Origin of the sequence: Pontiella agarivorans (assembly GCF_034531395.1) — a bacterium.
GTDB lineage: Bacteria > Verrucomicrobiota > Kiritimatiellia > Kiritimatiellales > Pontiellaceae > Pontiella > Pontiella agarivorans.
On the sequence record NZ_JARVCO010000012.1, the window covers coordinates 516,368 to 535,982 of the forward strand.

A 19,615-nucleotide genomic window follows, 5' to 3' on the forward strand; every position below is an offset into this window, starting at 1 on the left:
TCGGAGAAAATCGTATAATCTTGCTGAAAAACCCCGTTTCCAAGGTTTGGAAAGGGGGTTGGTGTAAATCATTCCCTGTAAAACAGGGCATTTGGGGTTTTCCTCTATCTGGAAAACTAAAACAATCCTGTCACTTTGCCGGTATCGGTATCGACGTCGATTTTCCGGAATCCCGGATTGCTTCCAGTACCGGGCATCAGTTTGATATCGCCGGCCACCGGAACAATGAAACCGGCTCCTTTATAAATCAGCACATCGCGGATGGGCAGCCGCCAGCCCTTCGGTGCTCCCTTGAAGTCGGGATCGTGTGACAGACTCAGATGGGTTTTCACCATGCAGATCGCCATCTCCACCGTTTTCGGATCATTTTGCATGGCCTCGATTTTTTTCGTAGCGGTTTCGGACCAGTCGACCCCGTCCGCACCGTAGAGTTCGGTGGCGATTTTGTGCACGCGCTCCATCAGCGGCATATCCAGATCGTACAGAAACTCAAACCGGTTTTCCTCTTCGCAGGCTTCGACCACGGCTTGGGCCAGTTCAACTGCGCCGTCGCCGCCGAGTTCCCAATGTTTGGAAACGGCACAGCGCGCGCCGGCTTCTTCGGCAATGCGCCGCACCAGATTATGCTCCGCTTCGGTGTCCGTATAAAATCCGTTGATGCAGACCACGGGACTGGCACCGCTCTTTTTAACGATGTTGATATGGGCCTTGAGGTTTTCACAACCCTTTTCGAGCAACGCAAGCTCCTCATGCGTGTAGGCGGGATCAAGCGGTTTTCCCGGTTTTACCTGCGGTCCGCCGCCGTGCATCTTCAGAGCACGCACGGTGGCCACAATCACCACGGCATCGGGTTTCAAACCGGAGCAGCGACACTTCAGGTTCCAGAATTTTTCGAACCCGATGTCGGCCGCAAATCCGCTTTCAGTCACGAGATAATCGCCCATGCGTGTTCCCAGCATGTCGGCAATCACGGAATTCTGTCCGATGGCAATATTGGCAAACGGTCCGGCGTGCACCAGCACCGGATTGCCCTCGATGGTTTGGATCAGGGTGGGGTTGATGGCCTCCAGCATGATGGCGCACATGGCGCCGTCGACTTCCAGATCGGCGGTCGTGATTTCTGCTCCTGATGTGCTGTAAGCCACCACCATTCCGGCAATGCGTTCGCGCATATCCTTCAAACTGTTGGAAACCGCCAGAATGGCCATCAGCTCACTGGAAACCGAAATGGCAAATCCGGACTCCATTTCCAGTCCGTCCATTTTTCCGCCTTTACCGATGGTAATGTTGCGCAGCGACTGCGCACAGAAATCCATTACCCACTTGATCTGCACACGGTCGGGATCGATGTTGAGCCGTTCAATGCCGATCTGGGCGAGGCGCTCATCGTCGTAGTTATGTTCATGCTGCATGCGGGCGGTGAGCGCCACCATGCAGAGATTGTGGGCGTTGGTGATGGCGTCGATATCGCCGGTAAGCCCGAGCGTGAACGGGGCGAGCGGAATACACTGCGCCAGTCCGCCGCCGGCCGCCGAGCCTTTAATGTTGAAGGTGGGGCCGCCGCTGGGCTGCCGTATGGCGCCGACGGGTTTTTTGCCGATTTTTCCAAGGCCTTCCACCAGTCCCATCGTGGTGGTGGTTTTGCCTTCGCCCAGCGGAGTGGGGGTGATGGCGGTGACGTCGACATATTTTCCGGGTTTGGAATTTTTGACGCGGCTCCAGGCTTTATTGTAATCGATTTTGGCGACGTTGCGTCCCATCGGAATCAGTTCGCCGTCCTGCAGTCCGAGTTTTTCACCGATTTCCCGGATTGACTTCATCTGGGTTTCAGCCGCTTCGGCAATCTGCCAGTCCGCCATCTTTGTTGGATCAAGTTTCATAACAATTTCTCCTGTCGGTTTTCCAGGGATTGGAAAATCAGTTCTCCTGTTTGCGCAGATAAAGAATCCAGTAGATGGTACCCACAAAAAGGGCGCCGCCGACCATATTGCCCACCGTTACCGGCAGCAGGTTGTTCAGCAGGAAGCCTTGAAGGGTGAGATTGGAAAGATCAGCCCCGTGCAGCTGGGAAACAATGTCCGGGTTGGATTTCAGGATCAGCCCGGCGGGAATCAGATACATGTTGGCAATACTGTGCTCAAAGCCCATCGCGACAAAAGCGGTGATCGGAAAAATGATCGAAAGGATTTTGTCGGTGACCGAACGCGAGCTGTAGCAGAGCCAGATGGCCAGGCAGACCAGAATATTGCAGAGCATGCCGCTGACAAAGGCGGCGGTGAAAGTATGGCTGACTTTATAATTTGCAATGGATACCGCTTTGGCACCGATCACCCCGCCGTGATCGGTCCACTGTCCGCTGAGGTGAAAAAGCAGGAGCATGGCGAGCGAGCCGACCAGATTACCGAGGAACACAAATACCCAGCCTTTGAGCATCCGGGAAATCTTCACCTTTTTGGACAGGCAGCCCATCACCACCAGCGTATCGCCCGTAAACAGATCGGCCCCGGCCACGATCACCAGGATCAGCCCCAGCGAAAAAGCCAGTCCGCCGATCAGTTTGGTCATTCCGAATCCCATCGTGGAACCGGTGATGGCCAAGGTGTAAAATGCGCCGCCGAGAGCAATGAAAGAACCGGCCTGTACGGCCAGAAAAAAAGCGCTGATGATATCGCGGTTGGCTTTACGCAGGGCCGAAGCCTCCGCCCGTTTGGCCATGGCCGCAGGAATGTATGCGTCGTATCGATCGTCGTTCATAAAAATTAAACCCCTTAACATGCTGAATTAAGCCCGCAGACTGTCACAGAATTCAGCGATCAGTTCAACCGCATCGTTGGTTTTCTCCGGGGCACCGTCCATAGCCGTCCAGACGTAAGGCTGCACCGCAGGTTTCAGATCGCTTTTTTCAGGGCCGCCGAGAGGGGGCGCAGTGCGGCTTTTTCTGTGTTTCAATCGGGTGTTGCTCGGGTCAGCCTTCCAGCGGAGCCCGCTGAAAATGAGCATGATAATGCTGTTGCTGACGCAGGGCGGCCGTCACGGTGTTTTTCATCAGAATCGAGAGCGTTACCGGGCCGACGCCTCCGGGCACCGGGGTGATCCAGCCCGCGGTTTCCTGGCAGGAGGCGTAGTCGCAGTCGCCAACCACTTTGGTTTTTCCATTTTCGTCTTCAATGACGTTAATGCCGATATCAATGACCACCGCGCCGGGTTTGATCATATCACCGGTCAGCAGACCGGCCTTGCCGACGGCCACAAAAACAACATCCGCACGGCGGGAGTGAACCGCAACTTCGCGCGTCATATGGTGGCAGACCGTTACGGTCGCGCCTTCGGCCATCAGCAGAAAGGCAATCGGTTTGCCGACAATTTCGGAGTGGCCGATCACGCAGGCTTCGAGGCCTTCAAGCTTCATGCCGGTGCTTTTCAGGATCTCGACCGAGGCCTTGGCGGTACACGGGGCCAGCTCCAGTTCGCCGTAAACAATGTTGCCGATCGATTTCGGGTGCATGCCCTCGACGTCTTTCAGCGGATGAATCGTTTCCTGCAGTGCTTTAATGGGCAGGTGTTCGGGGACCGGACGCTGGAGAATAATGCCGGTGACCGTCGGGTCAACATTGAGGTTGGTGATGGCGGCGGTCAGCTCCTCTACGGAAATGTTTCCGGGATAGTGACGCTCGTCGAATTCGATGCCCACTTTATCGGCATTGCGTTTTTGGTTGCGCACATAAAGATCCACGGCGTTATCGTCGCCCACTTTAATGGAGACGAGTTTCGGGTTCCAGTTCTGCTTTTTAAGGGCAGCCACGTCCAGGGCAATCTGTTCCAGCAGTTTATCCGCGACTTCGCGGCCGGCAATATCGTTGTGATTCATCAGGTTCCTCCGTTGCCTTTTAAATAGGTTACCCCGCAGCGGTCTTCGAGATAAAAAAATGGATTTGTTCAATACTAAACTGTTGCGTTCTTGCCACCACGCACGACTATAATCTGTTTTTCTGAAGTTTGGAACGGGATTTGAGTGGTGACGATATGTCGATCTTGTCGAATAGAATGTTTAATTCGGTAGCAAAGGATTATCTGCAGCAGTGTGGTCTGCAACTGTGCCTGTCCGACTGCGAAGGCCGGATTGTGATGCCGGAAAATATGAGCCCGGTGGAAAATCTTCCGGCCATGTGCCATCTGCGTTTTCATAACCTGAACGAGGCGGTGCGCTGGGGCGAATCCCATATCTTTTTTGTTGCGCCGGGCATCATGAGCTGGCTGGTTCCGCTGGTCGACGGAGTCGAGGTGAAAGGCGGGTTGTGCGGCGGCTGTATTCTGCTGGAGGATGATCCGCAGAGTATTCATACCGCGGTCAATTATTTTGTAGGCGAGGGCGGTCGGCGCAAAGATGCCGAAGCCTTTGTCCGGGGACTGCATGTTTTTGAGCAGGAGCGGGTTCGTCCGGTGGTGGATGCGCTGTATGAATCGTTTTATCAGTACAGCGGATGGAAGCCGCTGAAGCTCATGCGTAATCGCGACCGAATGCTGCAGCAGCGGCAGATTGCCGAAGAGATCCATCAGCGCAAGGTGGAGCAGAACCGGGCCTACCCCTACGATGACGAACGTATTCTGCTCTCACTCATTCGCGTGGGCGATCGTGCCGGCGCCCGAAAAATGTTCAATAAAATGCTCGCGGCAATGTTTCTGTATTCCCCTAAACCGGTGGTGGTCCGTGCCCGCGCCATTGAAATGATGGGATATCTGGTGCGCACTGCCGTGGAGGACAGCCCGCTTTCCGAGCCGTTGCTCGAACGGCACATGAAATGGATTGAGCAGATTGTGGAGACGCACGATTTTGACGATCTGTGCAACGTGCTGCGTGAGGCACTTGATGATTTCATGAACAGCATTTTTCTGCAGGGGGTGAGCCCCGTCAGTCCGGCCGTGGGCAAAGCGCTGGATTATATCACTGCGAACTATACCGAGCCGATCGCGCTCGAAGATATTGCCGCCGCCGCCGGACTCAGCACCTTCCGGATTGCACATCTGCTGAAAGAAGCCACCGGAAAAACCGCACTGCAGAATATTCATTATCTGCGCGTACAGGAGGCACGGCGTCTGCTGGAGGAGACGGATCTGAGCTGCACCGATATCGCCTATGAAACCGGCTTCGGTGATCAGTCCTATTTCATTAAGCAGTTTAAAAAGTGGATGGGTATCACGCCGGCGAAATACCGGAAATCCGGCCGCGTTCGGTGACTGCGGGTCAAGCGGAACACGGCCGGATTACCCGGTGGTTGGTAGTTCTCCTGTTTCCGTTTTGGGACAGGGCTTTCCATTATACAATGAACACAAGTTTATATCAGGTCATATGTTCGTTTCATTATGGATAAACAATCCGAATGCATCAGTATTATTGATTTATGAATTATATAATTTAGGTCATGTGAAGACGTGTTTTTTTAGTGTATTGAATTGTTCTTCTTTGAAGTTCTGTAGATGATGCATATTTTAGATATGTATCGTCGTCATATTGATTATGGCCACGAGTTTTTAAGTAAAAGGTTTTAGCAATGGGTGAAAAACAGATTAAAAGTAATGTTGATACCGGTATCACGATAAAGCGCAATGCGCGCTTAGAGTTTACCTTCACATTGGTATTGGTCGTAGCATTCATGCTCATGAGTATGTGGCTCGTGTTACAAGTTCGTGATGCGGATCGCGCAGAAGATCGAGAAAAACAGGCTGCTGCAGAGTACAATGCTCTGTTGGAGAAAATTCCGAAGTATAAGAGTGAGGCGGAAGTTCTTGCCGAAAAAATCGGCTCATTAAAAGCGGAACTGGCCGGATTAGAAGAAAATTATGCAACAGTAAGCTCAAAGTATGAAAAAGCAAAAGAAGTCATTGCTGCAAGGAATCAGGCTTCTCAGGAATACACGGATCTCACCGCCAGAATAAGAGCTGGCGAAGCTACAATAAAAGAGCTCGAGACTCAGCGTGATGAATTACTGATTGCTGTGGGGAATGCTCGAGCCAAGAAATCCTCAGAACAAAAAGCGGTTTCTGATTTGCTCCAGAAAAAGCTAGAGCTAGGAACAGAAACCAGCGACCTCAATCTTCTAAAAGATAAAAAGGATTCGATCGAAAAGGAATTAGTATCGCTCAAGTCGGAAAAATCATCTCTAAAAAATTCTTTAGCACAAATAACCCAAGATATCACATCCGAGCAGGAACGATTAACCAAACTTCGTGAGCAAGTTGCAGATGCACGGTCTGATCTGACGACCGCAGATTTGTCCTTGCGAGAAAAACAGGCAGATGTAGCAACATATCAGGCAGATGTGGATCGCCTTAAAAAACAAATTAGTTCCCTTAAGGTCGAGTTGAAGGGAATGGAACGGGAACGTTCAGCTTTACTTGAGTTACAGCAGAAAAACTCAATCCTAAAAGCAGATAACTCAAGTCTGGAATCCGACGTATCAAAGCTAACCGCGGATAAATCAGTTCTCGAGGAGGATATTCGTGAATTGGAAGTTAAGAGTTCTTCAATATCATCGCAAATTAAACGGGTTGAGCAACGCGAAGCTGCTCTCGCCAGCAAAGAAGCCAGATTGGATGATTTAGATGTAGCGGTATCACAGAAAAAAGCTCAGTTGGCTGAATTGCAGACTGAAGTTGAGAAGGCGCGTACTGAATATTCAGAGCTGAGTGCCAAATATCGAACACTTTCAGAACGAGAATCAAGAGTTACTGAACGAGAGCGCCAAGTAGCGGCTCGTGAAGAATCTGTTCGTATCAAAGAATCCCAATCTGAGACTAAATAATGACTAATTTACCATTTACTTTACTCCTATCTCTCTGGCTGGTCGTCAGCTTTATCAGCGTCGGTATTTTGGCAATAATGTGGAGGCTTCCCAAGTTTTGGGAATTTAAAAACCTACAAGGAAAATGCTCTGAGCTGGAACAAAGATATAAGTTGTTGGAGCCGGAGGTTGAGCAGGGGGCTCGAATGGCTGCTCAACTGAAACAGGATACTGCCAATGTGGAGTTGTTGAAGACCCAGGTGGAAAAGCTTGAGCATGAGAAGCAACAACTTGAACCCATTGGGCAGAAAGTTGCAGAACTTGAATCTAAATTAGTTACGAAGCATGACGAGTTGAACCAAACGGCGGCAGAAGAAAAAACTCTCCGAGAAGAAATTATTCGTCTAGAGAGTGTTAAAAAAAGTGAAGAGGAGGGTATCGAGACTCGAAAAAAAGCTGTTGAAGAATTGTCGAAAGAAATTGAATCCTTGAATAAACGATTCTCAGAACTCCGAAAAAATATACCTTTAGCGGAAAGTGAACTGGTCTCTTTGAAGCAGCATCAAGAGCATGTTACTGGGGATATCATTCGGGTAGAGAGTCAGCTGAAAGAGTTAAGGAACTCACATGATGAGGTTAAGAAAGACCTCGATAAAATGACTGAAAAATACAGCTATCTTAAGGGAGAATCCCAAGCGTTAGAAAAAGAAATTGAAGCTCGTACGAAGCATCTTGAAGCTCTTAAAGCTGATCATAAAAATGCCGGTGGAGTAAATGAGACAGATGATCCTATGGGCGATTTGTGGAGCCCTAATTTTGTCTTTTCGCAAACACCTAGGGTCAGTAACGAAGCTAACGAAGAGTCTCGTATGAGAGATTTATCCAAGAATCTTGAAAACAGAGGATTGGTGTTTGCTGATAGAACCTTAAATGCTTTCCATACTGCACTGAAAGTTGCAGACATTTCTCCTCTGACCGTATTGTCGGGTATCTCAGGTACAGGCAAAAGTCTTCTGCCAAGAGCATACTCAGATGCGATGGGAATTCATTTTCTTGGGTTGGCTGTTCAGCCTCGCTGGGATAGTCCCCAAGATATGTTCGGTTTCTACAACTACATGGAACAAAAATACAAAGCAACCGAACTTGCCAGAGCAATGGTACAGTTTGAGCGATACAATAAGCTTGCTCATGGCGGTGATCTAAAGGACCAAATGATGTTGGTTCTCTTGGATGAAATGAATCTGGCTCGGGTTGAGTACTACTTCAGTGAGTTTCTATCAAAGTTGGAAATCAGACGAGATGTGGATCCTGCTAAACTGACGGATAGACAGAAGGTAGAAATTGCCCTAGAGATGGGGCATGGTAGCAAAGGTATTGATGAAGTCAGGCTCTATCCTGATAGAAACATTCTTTTCGTTGGAACAATGAATGAGGACGAATCCACTCAGAATCTTTCTGACAAAGTACTGGATAGATCCTGCGTACTGCGTTTCGGGAAACCAAAGCAACTGCAAACCAATCAAGCAAAAGGCTCTGCGTTTTCAGCCGCGGGTCCCGACGGCATGTTGCCGAGAGATACTTGGATGAAGTGGACTGATCTTGGGGATAATACGCCGAGCGTATATACAGTTGATGTTATTGAACAACTAAACGATGTTCTCAATATGACAGGCAAGCCCTTTGCTCACCGTGTGGGCAAAGCTATCGGCAACTACGTGCTTAGTTACCCAGACTGGATCAGCGGCCGCGAAAAGATTGCTTTGGCAGATCAGGTTGAGCAGCGTATCCTTCCAAAGCTGAGAGGATTAGATGTAAACGAGCATCATGACGCATTTTCGAAGCTTTCTACAATTCTAGCTGATCTGGAAGATCCAGTTCTATCTGCTGCATTCGAAGAGGGTCGTCAAAGTAATCATTCTCGCGGTATGAACTCATTTATTTGGCGAGGTGTGGATCGCTGTGAGAATTGAAGGGGTAAAAGAGTTAAGAAAGCACCCTTGGGATGACAGGGTAACAGCTGATAGTTCAACAGTGGATGGTCGTGGTTCCGCTCGTATTGTGCTTGCCGATATGGGTAAGGAGATTTGGCTTGGCTCTCTTGAATTACCCAAGTCTGGATTCCCTTTTTTAAATAAGGGGGTATGGTACCAAGCCTATGATCTGCCTCTAACGAGTGCCCCGGGGCAAATTGAACAAAAAAAAACAGATATGCTGTCTGTGTTGGATATAGAGGTAACACAAACGAATTTAATGCCTCGTCCTAGAAGGGGAAAGGCTAAAGAAGACGATTCGGTAGAAGTTAAATCGCGCGATAAATGGCTCTTTTGGCAGCTACTTAGATACTTTGAACTGAGCCATCCCGATGATAATCTCGGAGAGTTTGAGGCTGGATATGGTGGTGCAGTTAGACGTTCTTGGGATTCTGTCAGGCGTGAGTGGATACACGCGAATTCAGATGAACCGGAAATTTCACTAATTGTCCGTTTAGCGAGTAACTCAGCCCTTGTTCAGGCATTGGACCTCATTACTCAAAGTCCTCGTCGAGTCTTGGAGCGTTACCGTTCAGATACACCAATAGGAAGAATACAGGAACTTGATTCTGCGTGTATCAGAAATTATGCCCACCGACCAGGAAGAAATTCGCTCGAAAAAGCGGGGCCAAAACAACGTCTTTACTCTGTATTGCGTAGGGAGAATATAGACACTCTAGAGAACCGTGTTTCTTTATGGGTGTTGACAAGGATGAGTGCGATGGCTGCAGAGTGGCTGGATCGAAATAGCCGTTTTTCAGATAGCCATAGACACACCGTTGTAAAGAGGTTGATGTCCTCTTTACAGGAATGGATAAACCGCCCAACTTTTTGTGACGTAGATATGCTCTTGGATTTGCCGTCAGAACCCAACTATCCCTTACAGTTTGAGTCTCGTTATAAGTACATTTGGGAAACATACTTGGCTATTAGGCGGGAAGATCAAGTATTTGAAGATGCTTGGACGTGGCAGCGAGTGCTGTGGGGTGAGTCGGGTCGTCAAATATTTCATGCATTTCTCACAGGAATATGGAGTGAGCTCTTAGTGTCCACTCCGGTTTTTAGAACTGAGGGACTTTCTGGGCAGTGGCTCATGCCGTTTCGTGCGCCAGGTCCGTTCAAAGGTCCCGTATATCTCTATGATTCACTTGATGTTAACACCGTTGGTTGGTCTTCGCTATGGAAGGAGAGTGAAGCTTTTCCTGATTTTGACCGGATCGGAAAGTGCGGATGTGATCAGGTTTTATGGTTTGGAGGAAAAGGTATAGCAATTTGGTATGTTCTCAAGGATCCTCATGCGATAAGTCTTGAAGAAATGATTCGGCAGGCACGTGAGAGTATGGACCGATCAGTGTCTGATAAAGATCAGTGGGTTGGACTGGTTATTGCGGCAGACCTTTCGGTAGAAGAAAAAGGACCTCAGGTTGAGCAGATTGGTATAGGTAATTCTATGTGTGTGGGGATTTCTATTCCTATGGATGCTCATCGATATTTCGAAGATATTGAAGCTGGAATTGAAATAGCACTTGAAGCTGCTGGAGGCTGTGGATGAAGGCTATAGGCATCGATTTGACCAATGCAGTTAGTCAATGTAGTTCCTGTGCAGATACTGATTGGTTTCCTGCTGTAATACTTCCAATGGTGCAGGATGAGCCTATTCTTGTAGGGAAAGATGCAAAACTGCACCGCCGTGGGGCAGGATTGCTATGGCCGCCAGAAAGTCAAATTCCTTACAGCAATAACCCAAAGTATGGAAAGGGTAGAGTTACCTTGGCTGAAGCATGGCGATATCTAGCATCATTTGAAACTCAGGATTCAGCATGGGATAACTATCAGCCTTTTCAACGGCAAATTTCTTGGCAGCCAAATCCTGCAGACAATCGCTCTAAGGTTTCTTTCTCAGCAGAAGATATTATTTCTGAAGCAGCTGGGGCATGCATTGATAATTTCTCTGACCATGATCTGATTTGTTTTGTTGTTCCCGATGATATAGGTGAAGGTGCACAGCAAGCTTTGCTTGACCGACTGGGAGCAACATCCGCAGTCCATCTTCTGCCGCGTCCAATAGCCATTGCTACGGACTGGTGCAGTAGGCAGAATCCTGATAAATTTCGGATCATCGATAGGGACAGCGGTTGCTGTGGCTATATCTGGGTGTTATCCGCAGGTTTAGATCGATGGGAGTTCTGTCCTATGGATATACGAAAAGTCTCATTTGGCCAGACCGAGTTTCTTATACCGGTCAGGGATCACACGGAGCATAGTAGTGGGCTTGCCGTTGATGGATTAAGTATGCTTGCGGCATATGCTATCGGTGTGAACAAAGCGGATATCTCAGATGTCTGGTTCAAGATCGTATCCAGTAACCTGATAGAAGAGCTCCTAAATGACACAAGCCTGAATTGTTATACGGATGATTTTCACAGAGCATGTTCTGCAGTTAAGGAATGGTCGGGCCGGTTAGCTAAAACGAATCAAGACTGCTCTATAAATCCGGATTCATTAAATTCAGAGCTAATAAAGCATGCCAATAAATTTAAGAAACGAGATAGAGATTGTATTGGAACGATAGCCGATGGTTCATTAGCAGGACTTTGTATGGGTGGGGTTTCCATTGCTGGGCGAGTTCTAGATCAGTATGAAGACTATGGGATTTTCGAAGTAACGAATGGTAGCGCGACGCTCAATGGAGCGAAGCTGGTGGCTCAACAATTAGAACGGGGGCTTCCAACTTACCGAGATCGCATTGCACCGATAGAAATTTTCTATAAAGGAAATGACGAGTTTTGGGATCCTGTAATATCCACGAAGACGCTTATCGAGGGAACAACCGTAGAAGCGGGCAAAGTGGCGAGAACCAAAGAGCCGATTAAAGAGTTCTTTATTCCAGCAGGTCAGGACTCTCTAACTCTTATTTTGAGAAGGAAATTTGGAAATAAACAAATTATCCGTCAAGTGTCTGCTGGTTTGCGCGAAAGTGTGGCAGATAATGAAAATGTAGTTATCACCGCTGAAGTTCGTCCTGGACAAGGTTTTGCTACCGCTCTAATTCGTTCTCAACGCCCTGGTTTCTTTGAAACAAAACTAAACTGGAAAACAATGAAGGACGGAACGCCTCCTCCTGCTCCTAAATATGCGTGGCCTCCGGGTGTTGCGAATGTCCATTCAAATGTGTCGCGTTGGGATTTAGCTCCTTTTGAAGAGATTTCTAAAGTTTTATCAGATTTCAGGCCGAGGAGGAATACCCCTCATGCGGTGTCAGAGTTTAGGAAATATATTGCTTTTTGGTTAAATGGTAACGAGCCATATCAATATGATGGAAGAATCGCCAGTTCTGACAGCTTTAATCGATTTGCTAGGCCCGAGGTACTGGAGGAGTTGTCTCGGAACTTGGGTGATGCGATAGATCTGGCTCCTTCAAATGATCAGCTTATTCGGTTAGCAGGTTGGATGTATGAGGCCTGTCCGGCAAGTGCTATTAAAGTTGCGGTTGAGCGAATCAAGAAGAGACAGGAGATGCCATGCGATCTCGAAGTTGCGGGAAAGGCCTTTGTTAAAAAAGAACACATCCAGGTGTTTGTTGAGATGTTTGTTGAGAGAATTAGAGAGCTCAAAAAAAACTACAGCATAGATAGCAACAATAACTGGATAAGAGCCTTTCGTGACTTAATCAGATTTAGGGTGGATCCATTGCGTCCTGAGTTCATTAAGGACTCACAGATAAATACGATTGAAAAATATATCATCGGTCTAATGTATTATGAATCAAATCGCCGTGGTCCGAAATATAACAACTGTTTATATATTGCGCCTCATATTCTTAAAAGACGTCGGTTTGATGATGAGTTTCTAGCTGTGGATAGTAAACGTTGGAAAGAATGGAATGAGATGTTCGAATATGCCAGTAAAGTTGGTATGAATCGGCAGAAAGACATGGCTAAGGCTATGCTGAAGTTATTGAAGGAAGAAGCCACACTTGGGGATATCAAGATTCTGGCAAGCAATGAAAAGTAATCTGCAGGACATATGTTGGCGAGTGATTGCCGAGAAAGGGTTTCCTTTAACGACGCATGATGTGTACCGCCGTGTATGCATTCATGTAAATGAAAACGTAAAGGAATATGAGGTTTCAATAGCGCTGGGTGAATTGCAAGAGCAGGGCGCGCTTCAGCTTGAGGGCATGAATTGGAAGTTAATCAAGTCTCCACCTCCAGTTGCGACTGGATCTAATAATGTCGTAGGTGGAGCAAAGCCCAATGATATTTCGGAGCAAGGAGATAAAACTTACACTGCCCCGGGATTAGACGAATCTTTCAAAAATAGTGGAACCGTTAGAAGTGGCCGGTGGGCAACATTCAGGCGGCTTGTTGATTACTATCTAGACTGTATCGAATTTACGGAAATGCCACAGGTGCGAGCCTATTTTGAAGGCCAAAATGATACCTGGGTGGGACTGAAATCTAATATTCAATGGGATCGGCTGCATGCAGGGCATCCGGTTGCAATACCACATTTTTCGGAAGACCAAGCTGCTTTTCAGCGTAACAGAATGCAGCGAGGTGAAGACCAGTCCCTATATATAGGTTATCCAATCGAACTGGTAGAAACCAGAAATGGAAATCGCTGGTTAATGCCTATTTTACTCACTCCTGTTAAGGTAACGGATGGAGATCACAGCTTGCTGCTTGAGCAGGATGGGGTAGTAATGCCCAACCAAAAATGGCTCGATGATCGATTCCGAAGACCTGATGATAGAAATGCGCTTCTTCGCTTTTTGGGCATCTTAAATGCCGAAGATGACGAGGATTCGATTCAGGAGGCAAGGCGCGTGGGGATACTGGCAGAAAAGCTTGGACGTTATCTTGGCGACAAGCTAATGACCCCAATCCGATTAGATGAGTCTAGTTCACCTGACTGGGAAACTGCTAAGCCTGGCATCTATAACTCATGCATCATGTCAGTGGGTGGTCGCTATAAGTATACTAAAAGCTTAATGAGCGAACTTCGTTACATTGCGAATCATCTTTCGGACGAGCAACTGGATTCTACAGCATTAGCGTCACTTTTTCCTCATCAGAAAAAAGGTGAGGATCAAGCCGGTGAAGATGTTCAACAGCTTTTACCCAATTCATACGTAGCTGGTGTAGATCCTCTGAATGAGTTACAGGAGGAAGCTGTTCGTATGGCTTTGAACCTCCCTATGGCAGCTGTGACTGGTCCTCCAGGAACTGGAAAATCTGCTGTTGCTCGAAACATCATGATCAATATGGCGCTTCGAAATCGGTCGGTTTTATTTGCAAGCAAGAACCATAGGGCGCTCGATGCAGTAGAGCTGCCTTTAAATAAGCTGTCTGATAACGGGCCATTAGTTGTGAGGTCTGCCCGACAGGATTGGACTGCAAGGCAGCCTCTACATCAATTACTTCAGGAATTGCTCAATAGGCCTTTCGCTGAAGACAGTGAAGGGCTGGAGGAGCAGCTTGGTCACCTTAGGGCAGCTCTAGAGGCGAGAGAGCTGAATCGCGCAGATTTGTCAGTGATCTTACAAAAGAAAGAAGAGAGAGAGTGTGCCGCTGATAAAGGCGAACAGATTAAATCCAGCATACCGATGACGTGGAGGTCTGATCGTATAGGGGAAGAAATTTGTAGGATAGTGGGGGAGCACTCCCCTAAGGAACTAAAATCTTTGCTCTCTGTCGCCCAATCAAAAGGGTTGAAAAAATGGATCTTTCAACTTTTTGTCAAAGCAAAGTTCAATGCAGCGATATCGCTGATTTCAGATATTACTGAAAAATTTAAGAAAGTGGATAATTCTTTTTGGGATGCCTGCCTACTTTGGTCGGAGTATCAATCTGTTCAACAAGAGCTTGTTTATATTGATGAACATCTGAAGAAACTTCCTGATCGCAATCAGCTTAATGAAATGGGTCAGGAGTTTCGCGATAAGGTAAAAGCCAGCCTAATGAAATGTGTCGATCTGGTTGCGCGAGGTGCGCTCGTGATCAGTGATGAAGAGCGACAAGGGTTGAGTTCTTTGAGAAGCGCATTACAAACATTTGGCCAGACTCGCCTAAACGCAGCTTTCTTAGAGCAAAGTGCATCTATCCAAAAAATATTTCCTCTATGGGCCAGTACGAGCCAGTCGATGAAGAGCACCATTCCTTTGGTGCCTGGCTGCTTCGATCTTTTAATTGTTGATGAAGCTAGTCAGTGCGATATAGCATCATCCATTCCTCTATTAGTCCGCTGCAGAAGAGCGATTGTCGTTGGTGATCCCATGCAGCTTCAACATGTAACAAAACTTCAGATTCAATCAGATCGGGATCTTTTAACTGCACATCAGCTTACTGATAATGATCTTCAGCGATTTAGCTATAGAGTAAATTCCCTGTTCGATTGTGTTCGTTCTTCTATTCCAGGATCAAATTATGTAGCACTAAGAGAGCATTTTCGCTCTCATCCTGACATAGCCAATTTTGCAAGTGATTCGTTCTATCAGTCAGCTTTGTTGGTTCGAACAGATCCTCATCATTTTAAGCACTCGGTCAGGGGGAAAACCGGCATTCACTGGGATGATGTGGTTGGAGAGACGATCAGACCGGGCAAGGGGCAGGGTGGCGTTCATATTCCAGAGGAACGTGAGCATATTATCAGGGAACTTTTGGAGCTCCAGAATAATGATTTCGATGGCTCAATAGGTGTGGTGACTCCTTTTAGAGTCCAGAAACAAAGATTGTCAGATGAGATACATCAACAGCTAAAGCCGGCATTCATAAAAAGAACTGATCTTAATGTAGATACTGCTCATGGTTTTCAGGGGGACGAACGTGATGTCATGTTTTTCAGCCTATGCTGTGGTCCCGATATGCCCGATGGCAGCCGAGGATTTATAACGAAGGATGGAAACCTGTTTAATGTAGCCATCACGCGAGCCCGTGCAGCACTGAGAATGGTAGGCAATCTAAATTGGGCTCTTTCTTGCGATATTTCTTTTATCCAAAAATGTGCAAATCGTGCTGTTCATGCGCAAACCAAGCCAGAAGATAAAGGCGAACTTTATCAATCGCCATGGGAGAAGAAACTCCATAAGGCACTGATTGATGTTGGAATTGATGCTGTGCCGCAATATCCGGTTGCAGGTCGCTTTCTCGACTTAGCCGTGCTGTCTCCTGTAAAGCTGGATATAGAAGTGGATGGGGAGGCTTTCCATCGTACTGCGGGTGGACGCCGGAAAGATGATGACATTTGGCGCGATGAGCAAATGATGGTGTGCGGGTGGCAGGTGTGCCGTTTTTGGGTTTATCAACTCGAAGAGGACTTGGACGGATGTGTACAGAGGATAAAAAAGAAGTTGTTGCGAGAGGAAGGTTAACCGTATCTCTTCTAATTTCCCTGTTTAGGTAAACTGGTTTAGATTCAAAACTATTAATTCGGACGATCGGGCTGGGTGCCGGGTTCGGTTTTAATGGCCTTCGGAGAGGGGACGTGCGGAAAAGTTTTCCGGCATTCTTCCACGACGCGGTTGACTGAAATTTTCGGAAAGCTGTCGAAACCGGCGGGGTCGATGACCCAGTCGAGATGCCGGTAGGGAATTGTGGATATTTTTTCAGAGGTCTTCCGGTTGAACAGCATCAGGATGCGGGTGTCGAGGGCGAGACCGAAGTGCAGGATACCGGTGTCTCCGCCAAGAACGAGGGATGAGGATTTAATGAGTCCGGCGGTCACGAGTAGTGATTTCCCCGTAATTACGGTGTGCCCGCGCGCCCGGACGGGCTCCAGATCGATTTCATCTTCTGCGCTTCCGCAGAAAAAGACCTGAATACCGTGTGCCTTGAAAAATCGGGCGACGGAGAGATATTTCAGCAACGGCCAGTTTTTTGATGCGCGGCTGGTAAACGGCTGGATCATCAGGGTGGGTTTTTCAGGATCAAGACCGTGTTCACGGAAAAGACCGGCGGCCTGTTCGGTATAGTTTTCCGGGAGATGAAAGGTGTTGTCGGGTTCGTTGATCTGCAGACCGCATTGCCGAAGCATGGAGAGGTACCAGTCGATAACATGCATGGAGGAGATGTCGCGGTCGAGGCCCCGGGTATAGGCCAGTTTGCGCATGCTGCGGTAGACCGAACCCCAGCGCTGGGGCGCGCCGGTGAACCAGGTGATCCATGCGGTTTCTCCATAACCCTGCAGATCGATCACATGGGAGAACCGTCCGGGACGGATGCGGTTTAAAAGGGAAAAAAGGGTCGGGAGAGTTTTTCCCGGATGTTTCAGCGCATTGCGGTCGATGGAGATAATTTCATCGACCGCGCTGAATCCGGAAATCAGCGGAGCGATGGATTTGCACACCAGGAAACTGATTTGTGCGTCAGGATAATTCTGCCGCACGGCGTTGACGGCGGGCAAGGTATGCAGTACGTCGCCGATGGACTTCAGACGGATAATCAGAATACGCTCTTTTTTCACAACTGTTTCCCTGTATTGAACTGCAATGACCGTGGGGGAAGCGGCGGCGGAAAAACAGTTAAGTTCCGTTAACCTTTTGTGCTGAAGTTTAGCGCTGTATTCGGACGGGGTTAGCGGGGATTATTTCTTTTGCGGTTTCAGCCATTTCAATGAAACGAGAAACGCATCTGTTTCGGCGAGGGTTTCTTTGTATCTGTTGTTTTCTTTGTCCGGATTGAAAAAGCCGTGGGGCATGTCTTTATAGAGAACAAGTTCGGAGCGGTCGCCGTTGTCTTTCATGATTTTCTGGAATTTTTCGGCGGTTTCAACGGGGATGAGGTTGTCGTTGGTGCCGAGGAAAACGATGGTCGGAGGCATACCCGGTTTGAGCTTATGCAGAGGGGAAAATTCTTTCCAGTATTTGGAAACACGGTCATGGCCGTAGCCGTTTTCTGAGTTGTCATACACCGGATTGAACAGCACCAGCGCATTGGGAACGCAGCTGACGGATGAATCTTCGCCGGGTTCATCGAACCAGGACAGGGTGGCTGTGGCGGCCGCCAGATGCCCGCCGGCGGAGCCGCCGCCGGCAGCAATACGGTTGGGATCGATCCCCAGATTTTTCGCCCGCTGCCGCACCCAGCGCATGGCGGATTTGGCATCCATCACGCAGGCCCGCGGATCGGTGCTGTGCGTTTTTTTGATACGGTATTCGGCACAGATGGCCACCATGCCTCGATCCGCCAGGTGTTTGGCCTGGGGGTAGAACTGTGAGGGGGATCCGCTGTGCCAGCCGCCGCCGAAATAAAAAATGATGGCTGGACGTTTGTTATTTTTATTCAATCCGGCGGGATTGAAGAAGTGCAGGCGAAGCTCTCCCTGAGGCGTTTCTTTAAACGGCACAATATTGTTGGGTTTCAGTGGGTCAGCGAGGGCTGAAAAGGCTGTGCTTAAAAGTAAAAGTGTGACCATCAGTTTCATGCGGATACTGTGAGAGTTTCTGGTGGGTTTCGTCAATCCCGGAACGATATACAGGTGCATTTTTTAAAATAACCCGGTAGAGTTTTCGGCTTTTGAAAGGAAGGATAGTATGTTGGTTAAGTGGATTCAGGATCTGTTGATTTCCTACGGCACGCCGGAAGCGTCGGCCGATGAGTTTGCACTGGTGATTTCCGCCGCACTGATTTTTGCTGTGGCCTATGCCGTGTATTGGATTCTCAAAAACTATCTGCTCAAGGTGATTCGCCGTATCACCGAGAAAACGTCGAATAAGTGGGACGACAAGCTGATGGAGTCGCGCGTGTTTCACCGCCTGCTGCGGCTGATTCCGCTCACCGTTATTGCCATTGGTCTGGAACGGATTGCGCCGGGCGGTTTTGTGCTGATTAAGCGCGTGGTGTTTGCAGTCATCATTTTTATCGGTGCCCGCACGGTCGAGGCCTTTCTGAATGCGGTATCGGATGTTTATCACTCCTGCATGGATGAACACCGCAAGCCGATCCGCCCGCTTTTTCAGGCGCTGCAGCTGGTCACCTATTTTCTGGCATCCATTTTCATGATATCGGTGCTGCTCAATAAGGAGCCGTGGGGGCTGTTCACGCTCTTGGGAGGGATGACCGCCGTCACCATGCTCGTTTTCAAGGATTCCATTCTCGGTTTTGTGGCCGGAATTCAGCTGGGTGCCAACGATATGGTGCGCGAAGGCGACTGGATCGAAATGCCCAAATACGGCGCCGACGGCGATGTGATCGAAGTGTCGGTGAACACGGTAAAAGTCCGAAACTGGGACAAGACCATCACCACGATTCCAACCTATGCCCTGATCTCTGATTCATTCAAAAACTGGCGCGGGATGAGTGAATCCGGCGGACGGCGGATTAAACGTTCCATCTGTATTGATATGAACACGGTTCAGTTTGCCGACGAAGCCATGCTTGAAAAGTTCCAGGCCATGGAACTGCTTAAAGACTACGTCGTTAAAACGCAGGAGGAAATCAACGCCGCCAACGCGGAGAAAAATATTGATCTGTCCTCTACAATGGTGAACGGCCGCCGGCAGACCAACCTCGGAATTTTTCGCGCCTATCTGGAGAACTATCTGCGCAGCAATCCGAAAATTCACAAAGGCATGACCTTTCTTGTCCGTCATCTGCAACCGACGCCACAGGGACTGCCGATTGAAATTTATGTGTTCAGCGCCGATAAAAACTGGGCTGCTTACGAAAGTATTCAGGCCGATATTTTTGATCACATTCTGGCCGCAATTCCGGAGTTCGGCCTGCGCGTCTATCAGCAGCCTTCCGGCAACGACATTGCCGCCCTGAGCATAAGGTAGGCCGCACAGTTTGGGTCGGGTCCTGCCTT

The 19,615-nt window shown here is 48.4% G+C and carries 13 protein-coding genes; 7 read left to right on the plus strand and 6 right to left on the minus strand.

Going from position 1 to position 19,615, the window contains the following annotated elements; translation table 11 throughout:
• Nucleotides 1-116 precede the first annotated feature (116 nt).
• Genes P9H32_RS15160 through P9H32_RS15175 form a run of 4 tightly spaced genes read right to left on the minus strand, consistent with a single transcriptional unit; the run spans nt 117 to nt 3,868 of the window.
• The gene (locus P9H32_RS15160; RefSeq protein WP_322609759.1) at nt 117-1,880 is read right to left on the minus strand and encodes a formate--tetrahydrofolate ligase; all 1,764 of its coding nucleotides are present in this window, start codon (nt 1,878-1,880) and stop codon (nt 117-119) included.
• Nucleotides 1,881-1,917: 37 nt separating this feature from the next.
• Nucleotides 1,918-2,754, minus strand: coding sequence for a formate/nitrite transporter family protein (locus P9H32_RS15165; protein ID WP_322609760.1), 837 nt, complete (start codon nt 2,752-2,754; stop codon nt 1,918-1,920).
• A 27-nt stretch (nt 2,755-2,781) separates the two neighbouring features.
• Complete coding sequence (locus tag P9H32_RS15170; RefSeq protein WP_322609761.1) at nt 2,782-2,949, minus strand: hypothetical protein; 168 nt, start codon at nt 2,947-2,949, stop codon at nt 2,782-2,784.
• A 16-nt stretch (nt 2,950-2,965) separates the two neighbouring features.
• The gene (locus P9H32_RS15175) at nt 2,966-3,868 is read right to left on the minus strand and encodes a bifunctional 5,10-methylenetetrahydrofolate dehydrogenase/5,10-methenyltetrahydrofolate cyclohydrolase (protein WP_322609762.1); all 903 of its coding nucleotides are present in this window, start codon (nt 3,866-3,868) and stop codon (nt 2,966-2,968) included.
• A 176-nt stretch (nt 3,869-4,044) separates the two neighbouring features.
• Between P9H32_RS15175 and P9H32_RS15180 the strand changes: the two genes are divergently transcribed.
• From P9H32_RS15180 to P9H32_RS15205, 6 genes are all read left to right on the plus strand, one after another.
• Nucleotides 4,045-5,235 carry a helix-turn-helix domain-containing protein gene (locus P9H32_RS15180; RefSeq protein WP_322609763.1) on the plus strand — a complete coding sequence of 397 codons (1,191 nt, stop codon included), beginning with the start codon at nt 4,045-4,047 and terminating at the stop codon, nt 5,233-5,235.
• A gap of 314 nt (nt 5,236-5,549) precedes the next feature.
• Nucleotides 5,550-6,800, plus strand: coding sequence for a hypothetical protein (locus P9H32_RS15185; protein ID WP_322609764.1), 1,251 nt, complete (start codon nt 5,550-5,552; stop codon nt 6,798-6,800).
• Entirely contained in the window at nt 6,800-8,749 is a 1,950-nt protein-coding gene (locus P9H32_RS15190) for a DUF8727 domain-containing protein (protein WP_322609765.1), read from the plus strand. The genes P9H32_RS15185 and P9H32_RS15190 overlap by 1 nt, the downstream gene beginning before the upstream one ends.
• On the plus strand, nt 8,739-10,361 hold the full coding sequence (locus P9H32_RS15195; protein ID WP_322609766.1) for a DUF2357 domain-containing protein: 1,623 nt from the start codon (nt 8,739-8,741) through the stop codon (nt 10,359-10,361). Before P9H32_RS15190 ends, P9H32_RS15195 begins: the two co-directional genes overlap by 11 nt.
• The gene (locus P9H32_RS15200) at nt 10,358-12,823 is read left to right on the plus strand and encodes a hypothetical protein (RefSeq protein ID WP_322609767.1); all 2,466 of its coding nucleotides are present in this window, start codon (nt 10,358-10,360) and stop codon (nt 12,821-12,823) included. Before P9H32_RS15195 ends, P9H32_RS15200 begins: the two co-directional genes overlap by 4 nt.
• Entirely contained in the window at nt 12,813-16,181 is a 3,369-nt protein-coding gene (locus P9H32_RS15205; protein WP_322609768.1) for an AAA domain-containing protein, read from the plus strand. The genes P9H32_RS15200 and P9H32_RS15205 overlap by 11 nt, the downstream gene beginning before the upstream one ends.
• Before the next feature lie 53 nt (nt 16,182-16,234).
• Here P9H32_RS15205 and P9H32_RS15210 read toward each other — a convergent pair whose 3' ends face one another.
• Both P9H32_RS15210 and P9H32_RS15215 read right to left on the minus strand, forming a co-directional pair.
• Nucleotides 16,235-17,272 (minus strand): glycosyltransferase family 9 protein, encoded by a 1,038-nt coding sequence (locus P9H32_RS15210; protein ID WP_322609769.1) that lies wholly within the window; start codon nt 17,270-17,272, stop codon nt 16,235-16,237.
• Nucleotides 17,273-17,392: 120 nt separating this feature from the next.
• Entirely contained in the window at nt 17,393-18,232 is an 840-nt protein-coding gene (locus P9H32_RS15215) for an alpha/beta hydrolase (RefSeq protein ID WP_322609770.1), read from the minus strand.
• Between the two features lie 109 nt (nt 18,233-18,341).
• Between P9H32_RS15215 and P9H32_RS15220 the strand changes: the two genes are divergently transcribed.
• Nucleotides 18,342-19,586, plus strand: coding sequence for a mechanosensitive ion channel family protein (locus tag P9H32_RS15220; RefSeq protein ID WP_322609771.1), 1,245 nt, complete (start codon nt 18,342-18,344; stop codon nt 19,584-19,586).
• Nucleotides 19,587-19,615 lie beyond the last annotated feature (29 nt).

What these genes read in the sequence shown, in the direction of transcription:
- P9H32_RS15165 (WP_322609760.1), bottom strand. Translation starts at nt 2,754, where the DNA reads ATGAACGACGATCGATACGACGCATACATTCCTGCGGCCATGGCCAAA.
- P9H32_RS15215 (WP_322609770.1), bottom strand. Translation starts at nt 18,232, where the DNA reads ATGAAACTGATGGTCACACTTTTACTTTTAAGCACAGCCTTTTCAGCC.
- P9H32_RS15200 (WP_322609767.1), top strand. Translation starts at nt 10,358, where the DNA reads ATGAAGGCTATAGGCATCGATTTGACCAATGCAGTTAGTCAATGTAGT.
- P9H32_RS15180 (WP_322609763.1), top strand. Translation starts at nt 4,045, where the DNA reads ATGTTTAATTCGGTAGCAAAGGATTATCTGCAGCAGTGTGGTCTGCAA.
- P9H32_RS15190 (WP_322609765.1), top strand. Translation starts at nt 6,800, where the DNA reads ATGACTAATTTACCATTTACTTTACTCCTATCTCTCTGGCTGGTCGTC.
- P9H32_RS15205 (WP_322609768.1), top strand. Translation starts at nt 12,813, where the DNA reads ATGAAAAGTAATCTGCAGGACATATGTTGGCGAGTGATTGCCGAGAAA.
- P9H32_RS15160 (WP_322609759.1), bottom strand. Translation starts at nt 1,880, where the DNA reads ATGAAACTTGATCCAACAAAGATGGCGGACTGGCAGATTGCCGAAGCG.
- P9H32_RS15175 (WP_322609762.1), bottom strand. Translation starts at nt 3,868, where the DNA reads ATGAATCACAACGATATTGCCGGCCGCGAAGTCGCGGATAAACTGCTG.
- P9H32_RS15220 (WP_322609771.1), top strand. Translation starts at nt 18,342, where the DNA reads ATGTTGGTTAAGTGGATTCAGGATCTGTTGATTTCCTACGGCACGCCG.
- P9H32_RS15185 (WP_322609764.1), top strand. Translation starts at nt 5,550, where the DNA reads ATGGGTGAAAAACAGATTAAAAGTAATGTTGATACCGGTATCACGATA.